We start from the raw sequence: 15666 nt of genomic DNA, 5'->3' as shown, positions 1-15666 counted from the left end.
GACCACTCAGCAGTTCGCATCAGCCGCCCTTGACAAGACTTCAACTCATCGGCATGATTCGCGGCCTATTTTGTTTGCTATTTCCTAAAAAGTCTTTCGAGGAGCTCGACGGTGGCCAACACACCTTCCGCCAAAAAACGTGCAAAACAGGCTGAGAAGCGTCGCAGCCACAACGCCAGCCTGCGTTCCATGGTTCGTACCTACATCAAGAATGTAGTTAAGGCCATCGACGCAAAAGACGCTGCTAAAGCTCAAGCTGCTTACGTTCTGGCCGTGCCAGTTATCGACCGCATGGCCGATAAAGGCATCATCCACAAGAACAAAGCTGCTCGCCATAAAGGTCGTCTGAATGGCCACATCAAGGCTCTGAACCTTGCTGTTGCAGCCTAAGCGATAAGCTTGTTAAAAAACCGACCCCAGGGTCGGTTTTTTATTGCCTACGATTTATGCCACGCCCCAAAAAATGTGGGAGCTGGCTTGCCAGCTCCCACATAAAGCAACACTGCACCACCAGGCTTACTGCGCGCCAGGCCACGGCAGGATCGGAATTGCCGTCACCGCATTCTGCGGACTGCCTTCGATCAGGCGGTCGCTGTAGACCAGGTACACCAGGGTATTGCGCTTCTTGTCGAGGAAACGCACCACTTGCATAGTCTTGAACACCAGCGATGTGCGCTCCTTGAACACCTCATCGCCATCCTTGAGCTCACCCTTGAAGCGGATTGGCCCCACCTGGCGACAGGCAATCGATGCCTCGGCGCGGTCTTCGGCCAGACCCAGACCACCTTTCACCCCGCCCGTCTTGGCCCGGGACAGGTAGCAGGTCACGCCATCCACCTTGGGATCATCAAAGGCTTCGACCACGATCCGATCATTCGGGCCGACAAACTTGAACACGGTCGACACCTGACCAATCTCTTCAGCCGAAGCCAGCAACGGCACCGCCATCAGCAGGCCGAGCAACCCCTTCATTACACGCATCGATATGCTCCCTTTAGACCAGAATCAGGTTATCGCGGTGAACCAGCTCTGGCTCAGCCATGTATCCCAACAGACCGACAATCGACTCAGACGACTGCCCAATGATTTTCTGCGCCTCCAGGGCGCTGTAGTTGGCCAGGCCACGGGCAATCTCACGACCATCCGGCGCCACGCACACCACCATTTCACCCCGACGGAAACTGCCCTGGACCAGCTTGACCCCCACCGGCAGTAAGCTCTTGTTGCCCTGGGACAACGCCGAAACAGCCCCCGCATCCAGCACCAAGGTGCCGCGCGTCTGCAAATGGCCAGCCAGCCACTGTTTGCGCGCCGCCAACATGCCGCGCTCAGGCGACAGCAGCGTACCGATGCGCTCGCCCGCCTTGAGGCGATCCAGCACGCGCTCAATGCGCCCACCGACAATGATCGTATGCGCACCGGAACGGGCCGCCAGGCGCGCCGCGCGCAGCTTGGTCTGCATGCCACCACGCCCCAGCGCACCGCCGACACTGCCCGCCACCGCATCGAGCGCCGGATCATCGGCCCGCGCCTCGTAAATCAGTTGGGCATCTGGGTTGTTGCGCGGATCGGCATCGAACATGCCATCGCGATCCGTGAGAATCACCAGCAGGTCCGCTTCCACCAGGTTGGCCACCAGCGCGGCCAGGGTGTCGTTGTCGCCAAAACGGATTTCGTCGGTCACCACAGTGTCGTTCTCATTGATCACCGGGATCACCTTGAGCTCGACCAGGGCACGCAAGGTGCTGCGGGCGTTAAGGTAGCGCTTGCGGTCAGACAGGTCATCATGGGTCAGCAGAATCTGCGCAGTATGGCGACCATGCTCGGCGAAGCTGGATTCCCAAGCCTGCACCAACCCCATCTGGCCAATCGCCGCTGCAGCCTGCAATTCATGCATCGCGCTGGGTCGCGCGGTCCAGCCGAGGCGGCTCATCCCGGCGGCAACCGCCCCGGACGACACCAGCACCAACTCGACACCTGCCTCATGCAAGGCCACCATCTGCTCAACCCAGACGCTCATGGCCGCACGATCCAGCCCCTTGCCATCCGCCGTCAGCAACGCACTACCGATCTTCACGACCCAGCGTTGCGCACCCGTCACTTTGCTCCGCATCATCTTCAACCTTAGATTGAGGGCCGCGCGACCCAGCGCCGCCCATAACGTTATTCGTGACTACCGATTTCCAGATACTAAAACGCCGCTCGATTGAGCGGCGCTTAAGTTTATCGCAACGGATCAGTCACGCACGTAAATGATTTCCGGACCATCTTCATCATCCACGTCTTCCTCGTCCCAATCATCGTCACCGATGTCATGGACCGACTTGACGCCACTGCGACGCAGGGCACGCTGGTCATCCAGCGCCTGCAATTGCGCGCGCGCCTCGTCTTCGATGCGCTGGTCAAGATCCGCCAGTTCGGCCTTGTAGACCGGGTCGGCAGCCAGGCGATCTGCACGATCTTCCAGGTAGCGCATGATGTCACGGGTCAGACGCTCCGTGCCTTCTTTGGCAATGGCCGAGATCACGTAGACCGGACCTTCCCACTGCAGGCGGTCAACGATTTCCTTGACCCGCTCTTCGTGCTCCTCTTCGAGGATCTGGTCGCACTTGTTCAGCACCAGCCAACGGTCACGCTCAGCCAGGGACGGGCTGAACTTGGCCAGCTCGTTGACGATCACTTCGGCAGCGTCCGGGGCACTGGTTTCATCCAGCGGCGCCATATCGACGAGGTGCAGCAACAGACGGGTACGGGACAAGTGCTTGAGGAAGCGAATCCCCAGGCCAGCGCCATCGGAAGCACCTTCGATCAGGCCCGGAATATCCGCGACCACGAAACTCTTCCAGCGGTCGACACTGACCACACCCAGGTTCGGCACCAGGGTGGTGAACGGATAATCAGCCACTTTCGGCTTGGCCGCAGACACCGAGCGAATGAAGGTACTTTTGCCGGCGTTTGGCAGGCCCAGCAGGCCAACGTCCGCCAGCACTTTCATTTCCAGCTTCAGGTCACGCTGCTCACCCGGCTTGCCCGGCGTAGTCTGGCGTGGCGCACGGTTGGTACTGGACTTGAATCGGGTGTTACCCAGACCGTGCCAGCCACCCTGCACAACCATCAGCTTCTGGCCGGCCTTGGTCAGGTCGCCGATCACTTCCTGGGTCGCGGAGTCGATGATCGTGGTGCCGACCGGTACGCGCAGCACCATGTCCTCACCTTTTTTACCGGTGCAGTCGGTGCTGCCGCCGTTGGAGCCACGCTCGGCATCGAAGTGCCGGGTGTAACGGTAGTCCACCAGGGTATTGAGGTTTTCGTCGGCCATCATATAGATGGAACCGCCATCACCACCGTCGCCGCCGTTCGGGCCACCGTTTTCAATGAACTTTTCGCGACGGAAACTCATGCAACCGTTACCGCCGTCGCCTGCTTTTACTCGGATAGAAACTTCATCAACGAACTTCATAACAAAACGCCTCTCGCCGCACGGACGAGCTTAAGAAACCAAGACATAAGACTCTTGCAAAAATGAGCGCAGCGACCTCAATCGACGACTGCAAATCCCGCTGCCTTCGCCCACCACAAACAGCTTTGCAAGAGACTCACCCCACAAACGAAAAAGCCCCGTCGCAAGACAGGGCTTTTCCAGCGAGCTCGCAATTAAGCCGAGACAACGCTCACGTAACGGCGGTTGAACGCGCCTTTTACTTCAAACTTGATCACGCCTTCGATTTTCGCGAAGAGGGTGTGATCTTTACCCATGCCTACACCGTAACCGGCGTGGAATTGGGTGCCGCGCTGACGCACGATGATGTTGCCCGGAATGATTTTCTGGCCGCCATACATCTTAACGCCAAGGCGTTTGGCTTCTGAGTCGCGACCGTTACGGGTACTACCACCAGCTTTTTTGTGTGCCATGAGTCAATTCTCCTAGTGAGGAATTAGGCTGAAATTAAGCCTGAATACCGGTGATTTTGATCTCGGTGTACCACTGGCGGTGGCCCATACGCTTCATGTGGTGCTTACGACGACGGAACTTGATGATGCGGACTTTATCGTGACGACCTTGGGAGATCACTTCAGCCACAACGGTAGCGCCAGCAACAACTGGAGCGCCGATGTTCACGTCATCGCCATTGGCGACCAACAGAACGCGATCAAAAGTAACGGATTCGCCGGTAGCGATTTCCAGTTTTTCGATCTTCAGGTATTCACCTGGGGCGACCTTGTATTGCTTGCCACCAGTAACAATTACTGCGTACGACATGGTATTTCTCCGATAATCCTGCTCACCCAGCGCTTTATAAGAAGAGGTATTGGCTGGCATGGCTGCATGGGATGGACGTCCCGAATGCAATTGCGTAAGGCAGGTGCTGCCCAGGAAGTTCAGGGTGCGCGATTGTACGCAAGCTGTGGAAGGCTTGCAAGTAGCCATCCATCGCGCCTTGACACCCGGGGGCGCGGGTCCTAGCATGCCGCGCAACCCTTCTGGAGCGACTGTCGCTGATGCAACCCCAAGCTTTCTACCGCGCGGTGGCGGACGATTTTAGCGCCGTCGACGGCATCATCAAGAAGCAGCTGACTTCTAAAGTGCCGCTGGTCTCCAAAATTGGCGACTATATTACTTCGGCCGGCGGCAAACGCCTGCGTCCTTTATTAGTGTTGCTGTGTGGCAAGGCCCTGGGTCGTGAAGGCGATGACCTGCGCCTGCTGGCCGCCACTATCGAGTTCCTGCACACCGCCACCCTGCTGCACGACGACGTGGTCGACATGTCCGGTATGCGCCGTGGTCGCGAGACCGCCAACGCCATGTGGGGCAACGCACCCAGCGTGCTGGTGGGCGACTTCCTGTATTCGCGCTCGTTCGAAATGATGGTCGAGCTGGGCTCGATGCCCGTGATGAAGATCCTGTCCCAGGCCACGCGCATCATCGCTGAAGGCGAAGTGCTGCAGCTGTCCAAGGTGCGGGACGCGAGCACCACCGAAGAAACCTACATGGAAGTGATTCGCGGCAAGACCGCAATGCTCTTCGAAGCCTCGACCCACAGCGCAGCCGCTCTGTGCGAGGCGACCGCCGAGCAGGCCGAAGCCTTGCGCACCTTTGGCGATCACCTGGGCGTGGCCTTCCAACTGGTGGATGACCTGCTCGATTATCGCGGCGACGCCGAAACCCTGGGCAAGAACGTCGGTGACGACCTGGCCGAAGGCAAGCCGACCCTGCCGCTGATCTACACCATGCGCGAAGGCACGCCGGAACAGGCAGCCCTGGTGCGCAAGGCGATCCAGAAAGGTGGCATCGAAGACCTGGAAAGCATCCGCGCAGCCGTGGAGGCCTCTGGCTCGCTCGACTACACCGCACAACTGGCCCGCGACTACGTCGCTCGCGCCATCAAATGCCTGGAAGCCCTTCCAGCCAGCGAATACCGGGATGCCCTGGTGGAGCTGAGTGAGTTTGCGGTAGCCCGTACTCACTGATTGCGCCAACTGTAGGAGCGAGCTTGCTCGCGAAAAACGTCAACGATAACGCGCTGATTCTGGCTTTACGCGGTGTTCTTGAGTGCTTCGCGAGCAAGCTCGCTCCTACAGCGTTGATCCCTTTGCGCTAAAACCCTATATAATGTGCGACTTTTAGCCATCCTGACTTTCAAGGAGCCTTAGTGAGCACGTTGCCACCCTGCCCAAAATGCAATTCCGAATACACCTACGAAGACGGCGCCCAGCTGATCTGCCCGGAATGCGCCCATGAGTGGTCCGTCGGTGGTGAAGCCGAGGCAGCCAGCGATGAAACCGTGAAGAAAGACTCCGTCGGTAACGTCCTGCAAGACGGCGACACCATCACCGTGATCAAGGACCTCAAGGTCAAGGGCACCTCGCTGGTGGTCAAGGTCGGTACCAAGGTCAAGAACATCCGCCTGTGCGATGGCGACCACGATATCGACTGCAAGATCGACGGTATCGGCCCGATGAAACTCAAGTCTGAGTTCGTCCGCAAGGTCTGACCTGCCTGCCTCCATCCCGTGCCTCGCGCGGGATGGTGCCTCACCCTCCCCGCATCGCCCTCCCCAATAGCAAAAGGCCAGCCCTTTTGACCCTGCACAATGCCCACACAGAAAAACCAGGAAATTACCAATAGGGACTTGCTATTCCTTGAATAAGAATTATTCTCATTGAAACCTTTTCAAGGAGATGCGACCCATGACTTATTTGATTGATGCCTGGCTGGACCGTCCGCACCCTTACCTGCGGATCCTTCATCGGGAAACCGGGGAAGTGTGTGCCGTGCTGGAAGAAGAAGCGCTGAGTGAACTACAGGACCAGGGCGACCTGGACGTCAACGGCCTGAGCTCCAGTGAGCCTGGGGTGTTGAAAGAGGTGGTAAGGAACCTGTTTCTGTTCTGCTATGCCCGAGCATTGCGCCCGGTGACGGAGCTGCATGGCAAATTTCACCCATGAGCCACCCTGCAAAACACTGTAGGAGCGAGCTTGCTCGCGAAGGTATCAAAGGCACCGCGTTAATCCAGGAACTACGCGTTATCGTTGACGCCCTTCGCGAGCAAGCTCGCTCCTACAGGTAATTCAGCAGAAGGTCTTACAGAACGTCGAGCAGCTCGACGTCAAAAACCAGAACGCTGTGCGGCGGAATGCTGCCAACGCCTTGTGCGCCGTAGGCCAGTTCGCTCGGCACGTACAGGCGCCATTTGCTGCCGGCATTCATCAGTTGCAGGGCTTCGGTCCAGCCAGCGATCACGCCGCCGACCGGGAATTCTGCCGGCTGGCCACGCTCGTAGGAGCTGTCGAACACAGTGCCGTCGATCAGGGTGCCATGGTAGTGGGTACGCACCTGGTCTTCACGGGTCGGCTTGGCGCCGTCACCGGCTGTCAGCACTTCAAACTGCAGGCCGGAAGCCAGGGTGGTGATGCCATCACGCTTGGCGTTTTCAGCCAGGAACGCCAGGCCAGCGCCAGCTGCTGCTTCAGCCTTGGCTGCTGCTTCGGCTTGCATGATGTCGCGGATCACTTTGAAGCTGGCAGCCATTTGTTCCTGGTCAACACGGCTTGGCTTGCCGCCGAACGCGTCGGTCAGGCCGGTCAGGATCGCGTCCAGGTTCACGCCCGGTGGCGGGTTGTCGCGCAGTTGGTCGCCCAGCTGGCGGCCAATGCCGTAGCTGACGCGGGTTTCGTCGGTGGACAGATTGACTTCGGACATGGAAAGGCTCCGCTGTAGGACAACCGCAAAGGCCTGCAAAAGCGCAGTTTCTGCGTGTCATCCAAACTAAAAGGGCGAGCAGACTAGCACACTCGCCCTACGCTTGATGAGCCCAAAATCCCAGGCCCGAAGGCACCAGGCACGGATCAATGCTTGGTGACTTTATCCAGGTAACCCATGGCAAACGCCGAGATCACGAAGGTCATGTGAATGATCACGTACCACATCAGGTGCTGGGGATCGACGTTCTTGGCATCCATGAAGATGCGCAGCAGGTGGATCGAGGAAATCGCCACGATGGACGCCGCCACTTTCATCTTCAGCGACGAAGAGTCCATGGTGCCCAGCCAGTTGAGCTTTTCCTTGTTGTCATCAATATCCAGTTGCGAGACGAAGTTCTCGTAGCCGGAAATCATCACCATCACCAGCAGCCCCCCCACCAGGGCCATGTCGATCAACGACAGCAGCACCAGGATCAGCTCCGACTCGGCCATCGCAAAGACGTTGGGCAGCAGGTGGATCACTTCCTGGAAGAATTTCAGCGCCAACGCCAGCAGCCCGAGGGACAAGCCGAAATAGATCGGCGCCAGTAGCCAGCGGGAGGCGTACATTGCATTTTCGATAAAGCGTTCCATGGAATCTCACACAGCTTGGCTAGAAATGGCGGCGAGTATATCAGCCACGCACATTGCGCCATAACCACCCGGAAAACTGACCTGTAGCGCTTCTGTAAGACAATTTTTCTGCTAGTGTCGGCCTCATCAACGTGGCTCGATGCTGCCGGACAGGAATCTCAAATAATGGATGTGCGATCTCCCTTGGCCAGTCTTGGCCTGTGTGTGGCGTTGCTGGCGGCCGGCGGCTGCTCCCCCAGCGACGAGCACAAGCAAGCCAGTCTCGAAGAAAAAACCGCCCAGTTCGAGCAATCCCTGGACACGATCCAGGATCCCCGCCTCAAGGAAGCCGTAGCCGAACTGGGCGGCTCGTTGCTGTTGCTGGAGCGTGCGCGCATCAAGCTCGACACCAAGCCTGTCGAGACCGAGTACGGTGAAAACACCCTGGCCGCGCTTGCGCACTACCCGACGCCACAAGCACTGGTGGATACCTACATCAACGGGCTATTCGTCCTGCGCAAGAACTCGCACTCGGACTACCTGACCGACCTGCAACCGGTGTTCCCGTTCAGTTTCAATATGCCGGACCAATTCCCTTTCCCCCACGGCCTGGAATGGCAATCGGTAACCTTGAGCAACAACAAGATCATCCCGTTCCAGCCGGAATGGTCGGAAACCGACCCCGGTATCCAGTTGAGCCCCAGCAGTTCCAACCTGACCAACCCGGACGACCTGACCGTCACCTATCCGTTCATCGAAGGCATCGAGACGGACAACAAGAGCCAACCCCAACCCGTCACGCTCAAGGGCCAGGTAGAGGTCATCGCACCGCGTAAAGTCCTGACCTTCGACCTGACTCGCAAAGACGTGGGCCAGAAACGCAGCGAGGAAAACATCACCCTGACCCTCCTGGCCCTGGAAAACAACTACGCCGAGATCGAACTGACCAACACCGCGCCCCTGGCGCCGCAAGTGGCGGATGAATCGCCCAACCCACTGCTGGTCCAGGCCCGGGACACTACGGGGCAGTTTCTTTCCCGCTCCGGCTCAATCAACGAAAGCGCCGCCCAGGTGGCGTTCTACGAGCAGCAACTTTCGCAGATGCGCAAGCAGAAAACCTGGTCCGACGACTTTGAGAGGCAGTTGGGAGACGAGCAGAAAGCCTTTGAACAAAAGCAGGCCAGCCACTACGCCAAGGTCTACTTCAATGGGCAGATCGATAACCTGCAGGTCAACGTGCTGGACTTTTCCGAAGCGACCGTCACCCGCAAGGACCTTGAGCTGCCGATACGGCGCTTCGACAAAAACAGCCTGGAAAAAACCGTGCAGGCCCTGCCCATGCCGGTCACGGTGTATGACGACCAGGCCGCAGACTGGCTCCAAAGCGCCAGCCTCTCCGAAGACCAGTTGAAAAGCAGCATCAGCATCAGCCAGTCAGTGGAGGACGCCAGCGCCGCCCACATCGCCTTTGACCATCCTTTCACGTTCAATGACGACCTGATCGGCTCGACCCGCACCAGCAGCGATGCACCACTGACGTTCTTTACGGCAAACGATGAAGGCAAGCGCGGCGAGCCCATCGAGTTGCCCACCGAGGCCTTTGAAGTCGACCCATGGCGCGGCACGATCACCTACGACCTGAATTTATTCCCGGAAAACCCAGGGTTTGCCGTGGGATCAATCCCGCTGTTCCTGGCCAGCATCGAAAAAAGCACCGTCAGCACTGCACAATTGCCCAAGGGCCTGTCGGTCCAGGACAACGCGCTGATTGTCGACCAGGCGCTTTTCCCATCCGATAGCTGGCGGTTCTTTGCCAAGGACGCCAGTGGCAACTACTTGAAGGAAATCCTCGGCGTCAGCCATCGCGCCCAGGAATACGGCACCGCACTGTTTGATGTGCATTACTTTTATGGCCAGCCGACCGAGTTTGAAACCTACCAGCGTACGGCATTGAACACGGTGCAGTACGGCTTTGAAGTCAAGCTGGACAAGCCCGAGACCAAATAGCCCGCCAGGTCTACAGGTGCAGGGCCTGGGGCCGCCCACCATTAAGCTGTCGCAGGTGGGCTTGCAGGTGAATGCACCAGATCTGCGGGTCATCGGCCAGCTCGTAGCCGTGCAGGGTCAGGCTTTGCACGATGGACTCAAGAATATTTTCCGCGACGAACGGCCCATGGAAGGGCCCTTGGGACTTGATGGTCGAGGGCTGTTCGCCCGTCATTCCAGCGGCAAACAACAAAGTCCACATCCCGGTATCCCCCGCTAGAGGGCGAATGGAACATTCAATTCGGGTGACCAGGCCCAGGCACTGGCGGGTGAGGCAAAGGCTGCGCGGCATGGCGGCGACCCTCGGTAGATCCGGTGTTCAGCCTCCAGATACAAGGCTGTCTCTATCCCATGACTCCTGTAGATGTCCCTTGAGCTGAGAATAGAAGAAAACCGGTACAAACCAAGGTTGTAGGGACCAACGGCGGTTGGCCCCGAAAAATCCAGTCAAAATCATGACACGCTTTCTGTAGGAGCGAGCTTGCTCGCGAAGGTCTCAAGCACAACGCGTTAATCCAGAAGACACGCGTTATCGTTGTCGATCTTCGCGAGCAAGCTCGCGCCTACATGAGTGAACGCATCAGGTGGGCTTGGCCTCAGCCAACGCCTGCTGCGCCAGTTCCTTTTCCGCTTCCTTGAGGTCTTCTTCGCTGATCATCTCGGCAATGGCTCGCAGACGCTCAACCACACGGGCGTTGACGCTGCCCTCGGGGAATTGCCCTTCGGCATCCGGCTCACCGGCCGGCTCGCCCACCAGCAGGCTCAGCGCCTCGTCGGCCTGGCGCACGGCATACACATGGAACTGCCCTGCCCGCACCGCCTGCAAGACCTTCTCATCGAGCATCAACGTCGCGACGTTGGCCTGGGGAATGATCGCGCCCTGCTCGCCGGTCAAGCCACGAGCTTCGCACAGACGGAAGAAGCCTTCGATCTTCTCGTTGACCCCGCCCACTGCCTGCACTTCGCCAAACTGGTTGATCGAGCCGGTGATGGCAAAGCACTGCTTGAGCGGCGTCTTCGACAGCGCCGAAATCAACGTGCAAGCCTCGCCCAACGAGGCGCTGTCGCCGTCGACATAACCGTAGGACTGCTCCAGGGCGATGCTCGCGGAGATCGCCAGGGGGAATTCCTGGGCATAACGGCTACCCAGGTAACCGGTGAGGATCATCACGCCCTTGGAGTGGATCGGCTGCCCTAGGTTGACCTCACGCTCGATATCGACGATGCCGCTGCCACCCGGGTACACCGTGGCGGAAATCCGCGCAGGTACACCAAACGCCGAATCACCGACCTCCAGCACCGTCAGCCCGTTGCACTTGCCCACGGCTGCGCCGGCGGTGTCGATCAGGATGACCCCGGCGAGCATGTCGTCAAGAATCCGCGCCGATACTCGCCCGGTACGCGTGGCCTTGGCCTTCAACGCACGCTCGATATGCCCGGCGTCGGTGCGCTCGTCGCCCGCCAGGTGACGAATGAAGTCCGCCTCGCTGACCAGTTGGAACAGATCCCCGATACGCGCCGACAAACGCCCCTGATGCTCCGCCAGCCGTGCGCTGTAGGTTGCCAGCCGCGCCACCGCATCCGATGTCAGCGGCGCCATGCCTTCTTCCGAGGTCCGGGTTTTCAGCAACTGGGCGAACTGCTCCAGGCTTTCATCGACCATCGGGATGTCTTCATCGAAATCCACCAGCACCCGGAACATCTCCTGGAAGTCCGGATCCAGGTCTTGCAGGGTGTAGTACAACGAACGGGCGCCGATGATGATGACCTTGACCTGCAACGGGATCACTTGCGGATTGAGGGTCACGGTGGCCAGGCGGCCCAGTTCGCCCAGTGGCGATTCCATCTTCAGCTTGCGCGATTGCAGGGCCCGCTTGAGGGCGTCCCAGACAAACGGCTCGCTGAGCATTTTCTCGGCTTCCAGGATCAGGAAACCGCCGTTGGCGCGATGCAACGCACCGGGGCGCAGTTGCCGATAGGTGGTGTAGAGCGCGCCCTGGTCGGTGCTGTATTCGATCCGGCCGAACAGGTTGTCGTAAGTCGGGTGTGGTTCGAACACCACCGGCGCGCCACCATTGAGCGGATGGCCCACCACCAGGCTCGGGCAGTACTGCTCTTCGAGCAGCTTGCGCGCTTGGGCGTCGGTTTTCGCGTCGTCCACCAGCAACTCGACCACGGTCTTGAGCAGATAGACCTGCATCGCCTGCAGGTAACCGCAGACACCGGCGTTCTCGGCGTACTTCTCGGACAACGGTGCCAGCAACGGCTGCAAGGCCAGGGTGATGGTCTCTTCGTTGAACTGGCGCATCTGGTTGTTGGACTCGCGCTTCCACTGCGGCAAGCTGGCGAGTTCTTCGTTGAGGCGCTCTTCGAGCTCGGAAATATCGGTGTGGAAACGCTCGCGGTCGACTTCCGGCAGCTGCGAAAACTCGGCCTCATCCAGGGCCTTGCCATCGAGCATCGGGGTAAAGGCGATGTTGCTGCTGTCACGGTACAGCGCCACGTCCTTTTCCAAGGCCAGGCGCTCGATCACGTCCAGGGCACGGTCGTAGCGCTGGTTGAAGGCACGGTCGATGGCACTTTTGCGCTGTTGATACGTCGGGTGCTCGAATACCGCCGGGAACGTGGCGACCAAATTGTCGACCAAACCACTGATATCGGCGATGAACGGGGCCGCACCGCCCGCAGGCAATTCCAGGGCGCGGGGCTCGCGGGGTTCGTCGAAGTTATTGACGTAAACCCAGTCTGCCGGGGTCTGCAGGCGCTTGCCTTCGGCCTTGAGGTAGCGTTTGACGAACGAAAAGCGACCGGTACCGGGCTCGCCCATGACAAACACGTTGTAACCGGGGCGTGGCATCGCCACACCGAACTGCAATGCTTCAACCGCGCGTTCCTGGCCAAGCACACCGCGAAAGGGCTCCAGATCATTGGTGGTCGAGAAGCTGAACTGTTCAGCGGAGAAAGGACGAGTCAGCGCTTCGGGCGCTAGACGCAAGCTGGCAGCAACAGGATCAGGCATCGGGCTTCCTTACATCAGGCGGGGCAATGGCGGCATTCTGGCGCCGTGCGTAGCCGGCTGGCAAGGCACGACTGAGGTAAAGCATAGACACGGGATGCCGCCCGTAAAAAAACCAGTCTGCATTGATTGTTTTACAAAAACCCACGGAACCCTTGGAACATGCCTAAACTCCAAACTGCGCGGGTTGGACTAATAACTGGCCCCTAGGGCGCCATGAGGCGCCTGAACCCTTGTCCATTGGTTTGCACACAAAGAGAACAAAGCTATGAAACGGATCCTTCTCGGTACTCTCTTCACCGTCGTCTCCCTCAATGCAATGGCTGAAGCACCAGGTGGCCCGAACTGCGGTTGGGGCAACATGCTGTTCGAAGGCCAGCGCGGTACTCCCGCTCACTTCCTGGCTTCCACCACCAACGGCACCTCCGGTAACGCCACCTTCGGCATGACCTCGGGCACCAACGGTTGCAGCACCAACAGCGCGCTGACTTACGGCGGCAAATCGTGGATTGCCATGAATGGCATGATGAACGAGCTGTCCGAAGACATGGCCAAAGGCAATGGCGAAGCACTGACCACCTATGCCGTGGTCCTGGGCGTTGCGCCAGAAGATCGTGATCACTTCGCGGCTGTGACTCACGAACACTTCCAGCAGATCTTCAGCAAGGCTGACGTGACCGCCGAAGACGTGCACACCAACACCCTCGCCATCCTCAAGGGCGATGCCCGCCTGGCGAAATACGCCACCCAGGCTTAAGCTCGACCTGCCCGCGCCCTACCCGGCGCGGGTTTTATTTTTTGGACCTGCCCGCTTTGGGTCTTTATTTATTCCGACTTAAGTTGCCCCTATGCTCAAACGCCTTGCCTACCTGGCACTCTTCGCCTGCGCCCCGCTATCTGCGGCGCCGCACCTTGATGATCAACGTTTGCAGCAACTGGCCAATGATCCGTTCTGGCTCTCGCTGGGGCACTACGAAGCCGGCAAGATCAGCGGCTGGCGCAGCTATGTCAGCGACCAGAAATTCTTTCTCGCCAAAGACGGCGCGCACCACCCTGACGCCGAACTCAAGGCCACCGTAGAGGCGCTGTACGCCCCGGCCAGCCTCGGTGAAAAACACACCCAATGCGTGTACCCGGCCCGTACCCGCTGGCTCAAGGACCAGTTGCAACTGACTGACCTGCCGGCCGTGGACTGTGTCGAGTTCAAGCAATGGTTCAAGGACGTCGCGCCCCACAGTGCGGTGATGATCTTCCCGGCAGCCTACCTCAACAGCCCGTCCTCGATGTTCGGCCACACCTTGCTGCGTATCGACCAGGCTGACGTACAGAGCAACAAGACCGCGCTGCTCAGCTACGCGATCAACTTCGGCGCCTATATCGAAGGCTCGGACAACAGCCTCCTCTACGCCTGGAAAGGCCTGATGGGCGGTTATCCTGGCCTGTTCGCCCTGGTGCCCTACCAGGAAAAACTCTCCGAATACCGTAGCCTGGAAAACCGCGACCTGTGGGAATACCGCCTGAACCTGACCCAAGTCGAGACCGAGCGCATGGTCGAGCACGTGTGGGAGCTCAAGCAGATCCAGTTCGACTATTTCTTCTTCGATGAAAACTGCTCGTACCGCCTGCTGGAACTGCTGCAAGTGGCCCGCCCGGGCCTGCGCCTGACCGAACAGTTCCCGCTCACCGCCATTCCCACCGACACCGTAAAAGCGGTGAAAGACGCAGGCCTGGTGGAGAAAATCGATTATCGCCCGTCCCGCGAACGCGAGTTGCTGGAGCGCGCCAAGCCGCTGGACAGCGACGAGCAGCAATGGGTATTGAAGATCAGCGATGACCAGAAACAACTGCAAGACCCGGCATTCAAAGCCATCGGCAAAGATCGCCAGGCCCTGATCATCGACGCGGCCTACCGCCTTGGCCGCTACCGCGCCAATGGCCTGGAGCGCGACGCCGAACGCTCCCAGCGCAGTTTCGAATTGCTGCGGGCAATCAACCAGAACCCCGCGCCTGACCTGCAGATCGAACGCCCGGGCCTGCCCGAGAACGGCCACGAATCACGCACCTGGCAGGCCGGCATCGGCACCCGGGGCGACAAGGCCTTCGGCGAATACGGCCTGCGCATGGCTTACCACGACCTCAACGACAACGCCGAAGGGTTCCCCCTGGGGGCACAGATCGAAATCCTGCAGATGAAACTGCGCCAGTACGAGGGCAATAACTGGCAGCTGCAACAACTGGACCTGGCGACCATCCGTTCACTGACACCACGCAATGACTTGCTGCAACCGTTGTCCTGGCAAGTCACCGGCGGCCTGGAACGGGTACCGGGCAAACACAACGACGAAACCCTGGTCAGCCACGTCAACGGCGGCGCCGGCGGCACCTGGCAACTACGCGACGACATGCTTGGCTTCGCCCTCGGTACCGTACGCGTGGAACATAACAATGACTTCAGCGAATTCATCTCCCCCGCGGCCGGTTTCAACACCGGCCTGCTGTGGAGAAACCCACTGGGTAACCTGAGCCTGGAGGCCAAGGGCGATTTCTTCACCAATGGCGAAGTACGGCGCAGTATCAGCCTCAATCAACAGTGGGAAGTATCGCGCAACCTCGGCGTACGCCTGAGCGCGCAGCGAGAGTTCAGCCACTTGGCGACGCCGGTGAACGAGGTAATGCTGGAAGTGAAGTGGTATCACTACTGACCCGCCTCCAAAGCCCAACACAGATCTAAATGTGGGAGCGGGCTTGCTCGCGAAGGCGGTGTGTCAGTCGGCACCTATATTGACTGA

Annotated in this window: 16 protein-coding genes; 7 read left to right on the top strand and 9 right to left on the bottom strand. The window is 59.2% G+C overall.

What is annotated here, in order from left to right:
* Nucleotides 1-111 precede the first annotated feature (111 nt).
* Nucleotides 112-390 carry a 30S ribosomal protein S20 gene (rpsT, locus tag H097_RS19925; RefSeq protein WP_032861879.1) on the top strand — a complete coding sequence of 93 codons (279 nt, stop codon included), beginning with the start codon at nt 112-114 and terminating at the stop codon, nt 388-390.
* A 126-nt stretch (nt 391-516) separates the two neighbouring features.
* Here the strand turns inward: rpsT and H097_RS19920 are convergent, their stop codons facing one another.
* From H097_RS19920 to rplU, 5 genes are all read right to left on the bottom strand, one after another.
* Entirely contained in the window at nt 517-981 is a 465-nt protein-coding gene (locus H097_RS19920) for a CreA family protein (RefSeq protein WP_032861878.1), read from the bottom strand.
* 13 nt (nt 982-994) lie between these two features.
* Entirely contained in the window at nt 995-2113 is a 1119-nt protein-coding gene (gene proB, locus H097_RS19915; protein WP_032861877.1) for a glutamate 5-kinase, read from the bottom strand.
* Between the two features lie 123 nt (nt 2114-2236).
* The gene (gene cgtA, locus H097_RS19910) at nt 2237-3460 is read right to left on the bottom strand and encodes an Obg family GTPase CgtA (protein ID WP_032861876.1); all 1224 of its coding nucleotides are present in this window, start codon (nt 3458-3460) and stop codon (nt 2237-2239) included.
* A gap of 194 nt (nt 3461-3654) precedes the next feature.
* Nucleotides 3655-3912, bottom strand: coding sequence for a 50S ribosomal protein L27 (gene rpmA, locus H097_RS19905; protein WP_029292052.1), 258 nt, complete (start codon nt 3910-3912; stop codon nt 3655-3657).
* Nucleotides 3913-3946: 34 nt separating this feature from the next.
* Nucleotides 3947-4261, bottom strand: coding sequence for a 50S ribosomal protein L21 (gene rplU, locus H097_RS19900; RefSeq protein ID WP_003176051.1), 315 nt, complete (start codon nt 4259-4261; stop codon nt 3947-3949).
* A gap of 239 nt (nt 4262-4500) precedes the next feature.
* Here rplU and H097_RS19895 point away from each other — a divergent pair, with 239 nt between their 5' ends.
* The 3 genes from H097_RS19895 to H097_RS19885 all read left to right on the top strand — a co-directional run bounded on the left by H097_RS19895 (nt 4501) and on the right by H097_RS19885 (nt 6447).
* The gene (locus H097_RS19895) at nt 4501-5469 is read left to right on the top strand and encodes a polyprenyl synthetase family protein (RefSeq protein ID WP_032861875.1); all 969 of its coding nucleotides are present in this window, start codon (nt 4501-4503) and stop codon (nt 5467-5469) included.
* A gap of 182 nt (nt 5470-5651) precedes the next feature.
* Entirely contained in the window at nt 5652-5993 is a 342-nt protein-coding gene (locus tag H097_RS19890) for a zinc ribbon domain-containing protein YjdM (protein WP_032861873.1), read from the top strand.
* A gap of 196 nt (nt 5994-6189) precedes the next feature.
* On the top strand, nt 6190-6447 hold the full coding sequence (locus H097_RS19885) for a hypothetical protein (protein WP_032861871.1): 258 nt from the start codon (nt 6190-6192) through the stop codon (nt 6445-6447).
* 136 nt (nt 6448-6583) lie between these two features.
* Here H097_RS19885 and H097_RS19880 read toward each other — a convergent pair whose 3' ends face one another.
* Nucleotides 6584-7201, bottom strand: coding sequence for an FKBP-type peptidyl-prolyl cis-trans isomerase (locus tag H097_RS19880; protein WP_032861870.1), 618 nt, complete (start codon nt 7199-7201; stop codon nt 6584-6586).
* 146 nt (nt 7202-7347) lie between these two features.
* Entirely contained in the window at nt 7348-7836 is a 489-nt protein-coding gene (locus tag H097_RS19875) for a TIGR00645 family protein (protein ID WP_029292073.1), read from the bottom strand.
* A 165-nt stretch (nt 7837-8001) separates the two neighbouring features.
* Between H097_RS19875 and H097_RS19870 the strand changes: the two genes are divergently transcribed.
* Entirely contained in the window at nt 8002-9822 is a 1821-nt protein-coding gene (locus H097_RS19870; RefSeq protein WP_032861869.1) for a hypothetical protein, read from the top strand.
* Nucleotides 9823-9832: 10 nt separating this feature from the next.
* Here H097_RS19870 and H097_RS19865 read toward each other — a convergent pair whose 3' ends face one another.
* Together H097_RS19865 and H097_RS19860 are read right to left on the bottom strand one after the other, a co-directional pair.
* Nucleotides 9833-10153: a hypothetical protein gene (locus H097_RS19865; protein ID WP_032861868.1), complete on the bottom strand. Its 321-nt coding sequence runs from the start codon at nt 10151-10153 to the stop codon at nt 9833-9835.
* Between the two features lie 288 nt (nt 10154-10441).
* Complete coding sequence (locus tag H097_RS19860) at nt 10442-12880, bottom strand: AAA family ATPase (protein WP_032861867.1); 2439 nt, start codon at nt 12878-12880, stop codon at nt 10442-10444.
* 265 nt (nt 12881-13145) lie between these two features.
* Between H097_RS19860 and H097_RS19855 the strand changes: the two genes are divergently transcribed.
* Nucleotides 13146-13634 carry a DUF3015 domain-containing protein gene (locus H097_RS19855; protein ID WP_032861865.1) on the top strand — a complete coding sequence of 163 codons (489 nt, stop codon included), beginning with the start codon at nt 13146-13148 and terminating at the stop codon, nt 13632-13634.
* A 91-nt stretch (nt 13635-13725) separates the two neighbouring features.
* Nucleotides 13726-15579 (top strand): DUF4105 domain-containing protein, encoded by a 1854-nt coding sequence (locus tag H097_RS19850; protein ID WP_032861864.1) that lies wholly within the window; start codon nt 13726-13728, stop codon nt 15577-15579.
* Nucleotides 15580-15666: the final 87 nt, after the last annotated feature.

It is taken from the genome of Pseudomonas sp. FH4 (genome assembly GCF_000510915.2).
GTDB lineage: Bacteria > Pseudomonadota > Gammaproteobacteria > Pseudomonadales > Pseudomonadaceae > Aquipseudomonas > Aquipseudomonas brenneri.
Note: the sequence above shows the minus strand (reverse complement) of the source record. Positions and strands in the feature narration are given on the sequence as shown.

Coding starts and splice junctions, on each gene's coding strand:
- H097_RS19895 (WP_032861875.1), top strand. CDS start 4,501: ATGCAACCCCAAGCTTTCTACCGCGCGGTGGCGGACGATTTTAGCGCC.
- H097_RS19885 (WP_032861871.1), top strand. CDS start 6,190: ATGACTTATTTGATTGATGCCTGGCTGGACCGTCCGCACCCTTACCTG.
- rpmA (WP_029292052.1), bottom strand. CDS start 3,912: ATGGCACACAAAAAAGCTGGTGGTAGTACCCGTAACGGTCGCGACTCA.
- H097_RS19855 (WP_032861865.1), top strand. CDS start 13,146: ATGAAACGGATCCTTCTCGGTACTCTCTTCACCGTCGTCTCCCTCAAT.
- rplU (WP_003176051.1), bottom strand. CDS start 4,261: ATGTCGTACGCAGTAATTGTTACTGGTGGCAAGCAATACAAGGTCGCC.
- proB (WP_032861877.1), bottom strand. CDS start 2,113: ATGCGGAGCAAAGTGACGGGTGCGCAACGCTGGGTCGTGAAGATCGGT.
- H097_RS19860 (WP_032861867.1), bottom strand. CDS start 12,880: ATGCCTGATCCTGTTGCTGCCAGCTTGCGTCTAGCGCCCGAAGCGCTG.
- H097_RS19920 (WP_032861878.1), bottom strand. CDS start 981: ATGCGTGTAATGAAGGGGTTGCTCGGCCTGCTGATGGCGGTGCCGTTG.
- H097_RS19880 (WP_032861870.1), bottom strand. CDS start 7,201: ATGTCCGAAGTCAATCTGTCCACCGACGAAACCCGCGTCAGCTACGGC.
- H097_RS19865 (WP_032861868.1), bottom strand. CDS start 10,153: ATGCCGCGCAGCCTTTGCCTCACCCGCCAGTGCCTGGGCCTGGTCACC.
- H097_RS19875 (WP_029292073.1), bottom strand. CDS start 7,836: ATGGAACGCTTTATCGAAAATGCAATGTACGCCTCCCGCTGGCTACTG.
- H097_RS19850 (WP_032861864.1), top strand. CDS start 13,726: ATGCTCAAACGCCTTGCCTACCTGGCACTCTTCGCCTGCGCCCCGCTA.
- cgtA (WP_032861876.1), bottom strand. CDS start 3,460: ATGAAGTTCGTTGATGAAGTTTCTATCCGAGTAAAAGCAGGCGACGGC.
- H097_RS19870 (WP_032861869.1), top strand. CDS start 8,002: ATGGATGTGCGATCTCCCTTGGCCAGTCTTGGCCTGTGTGTGGCGTTG.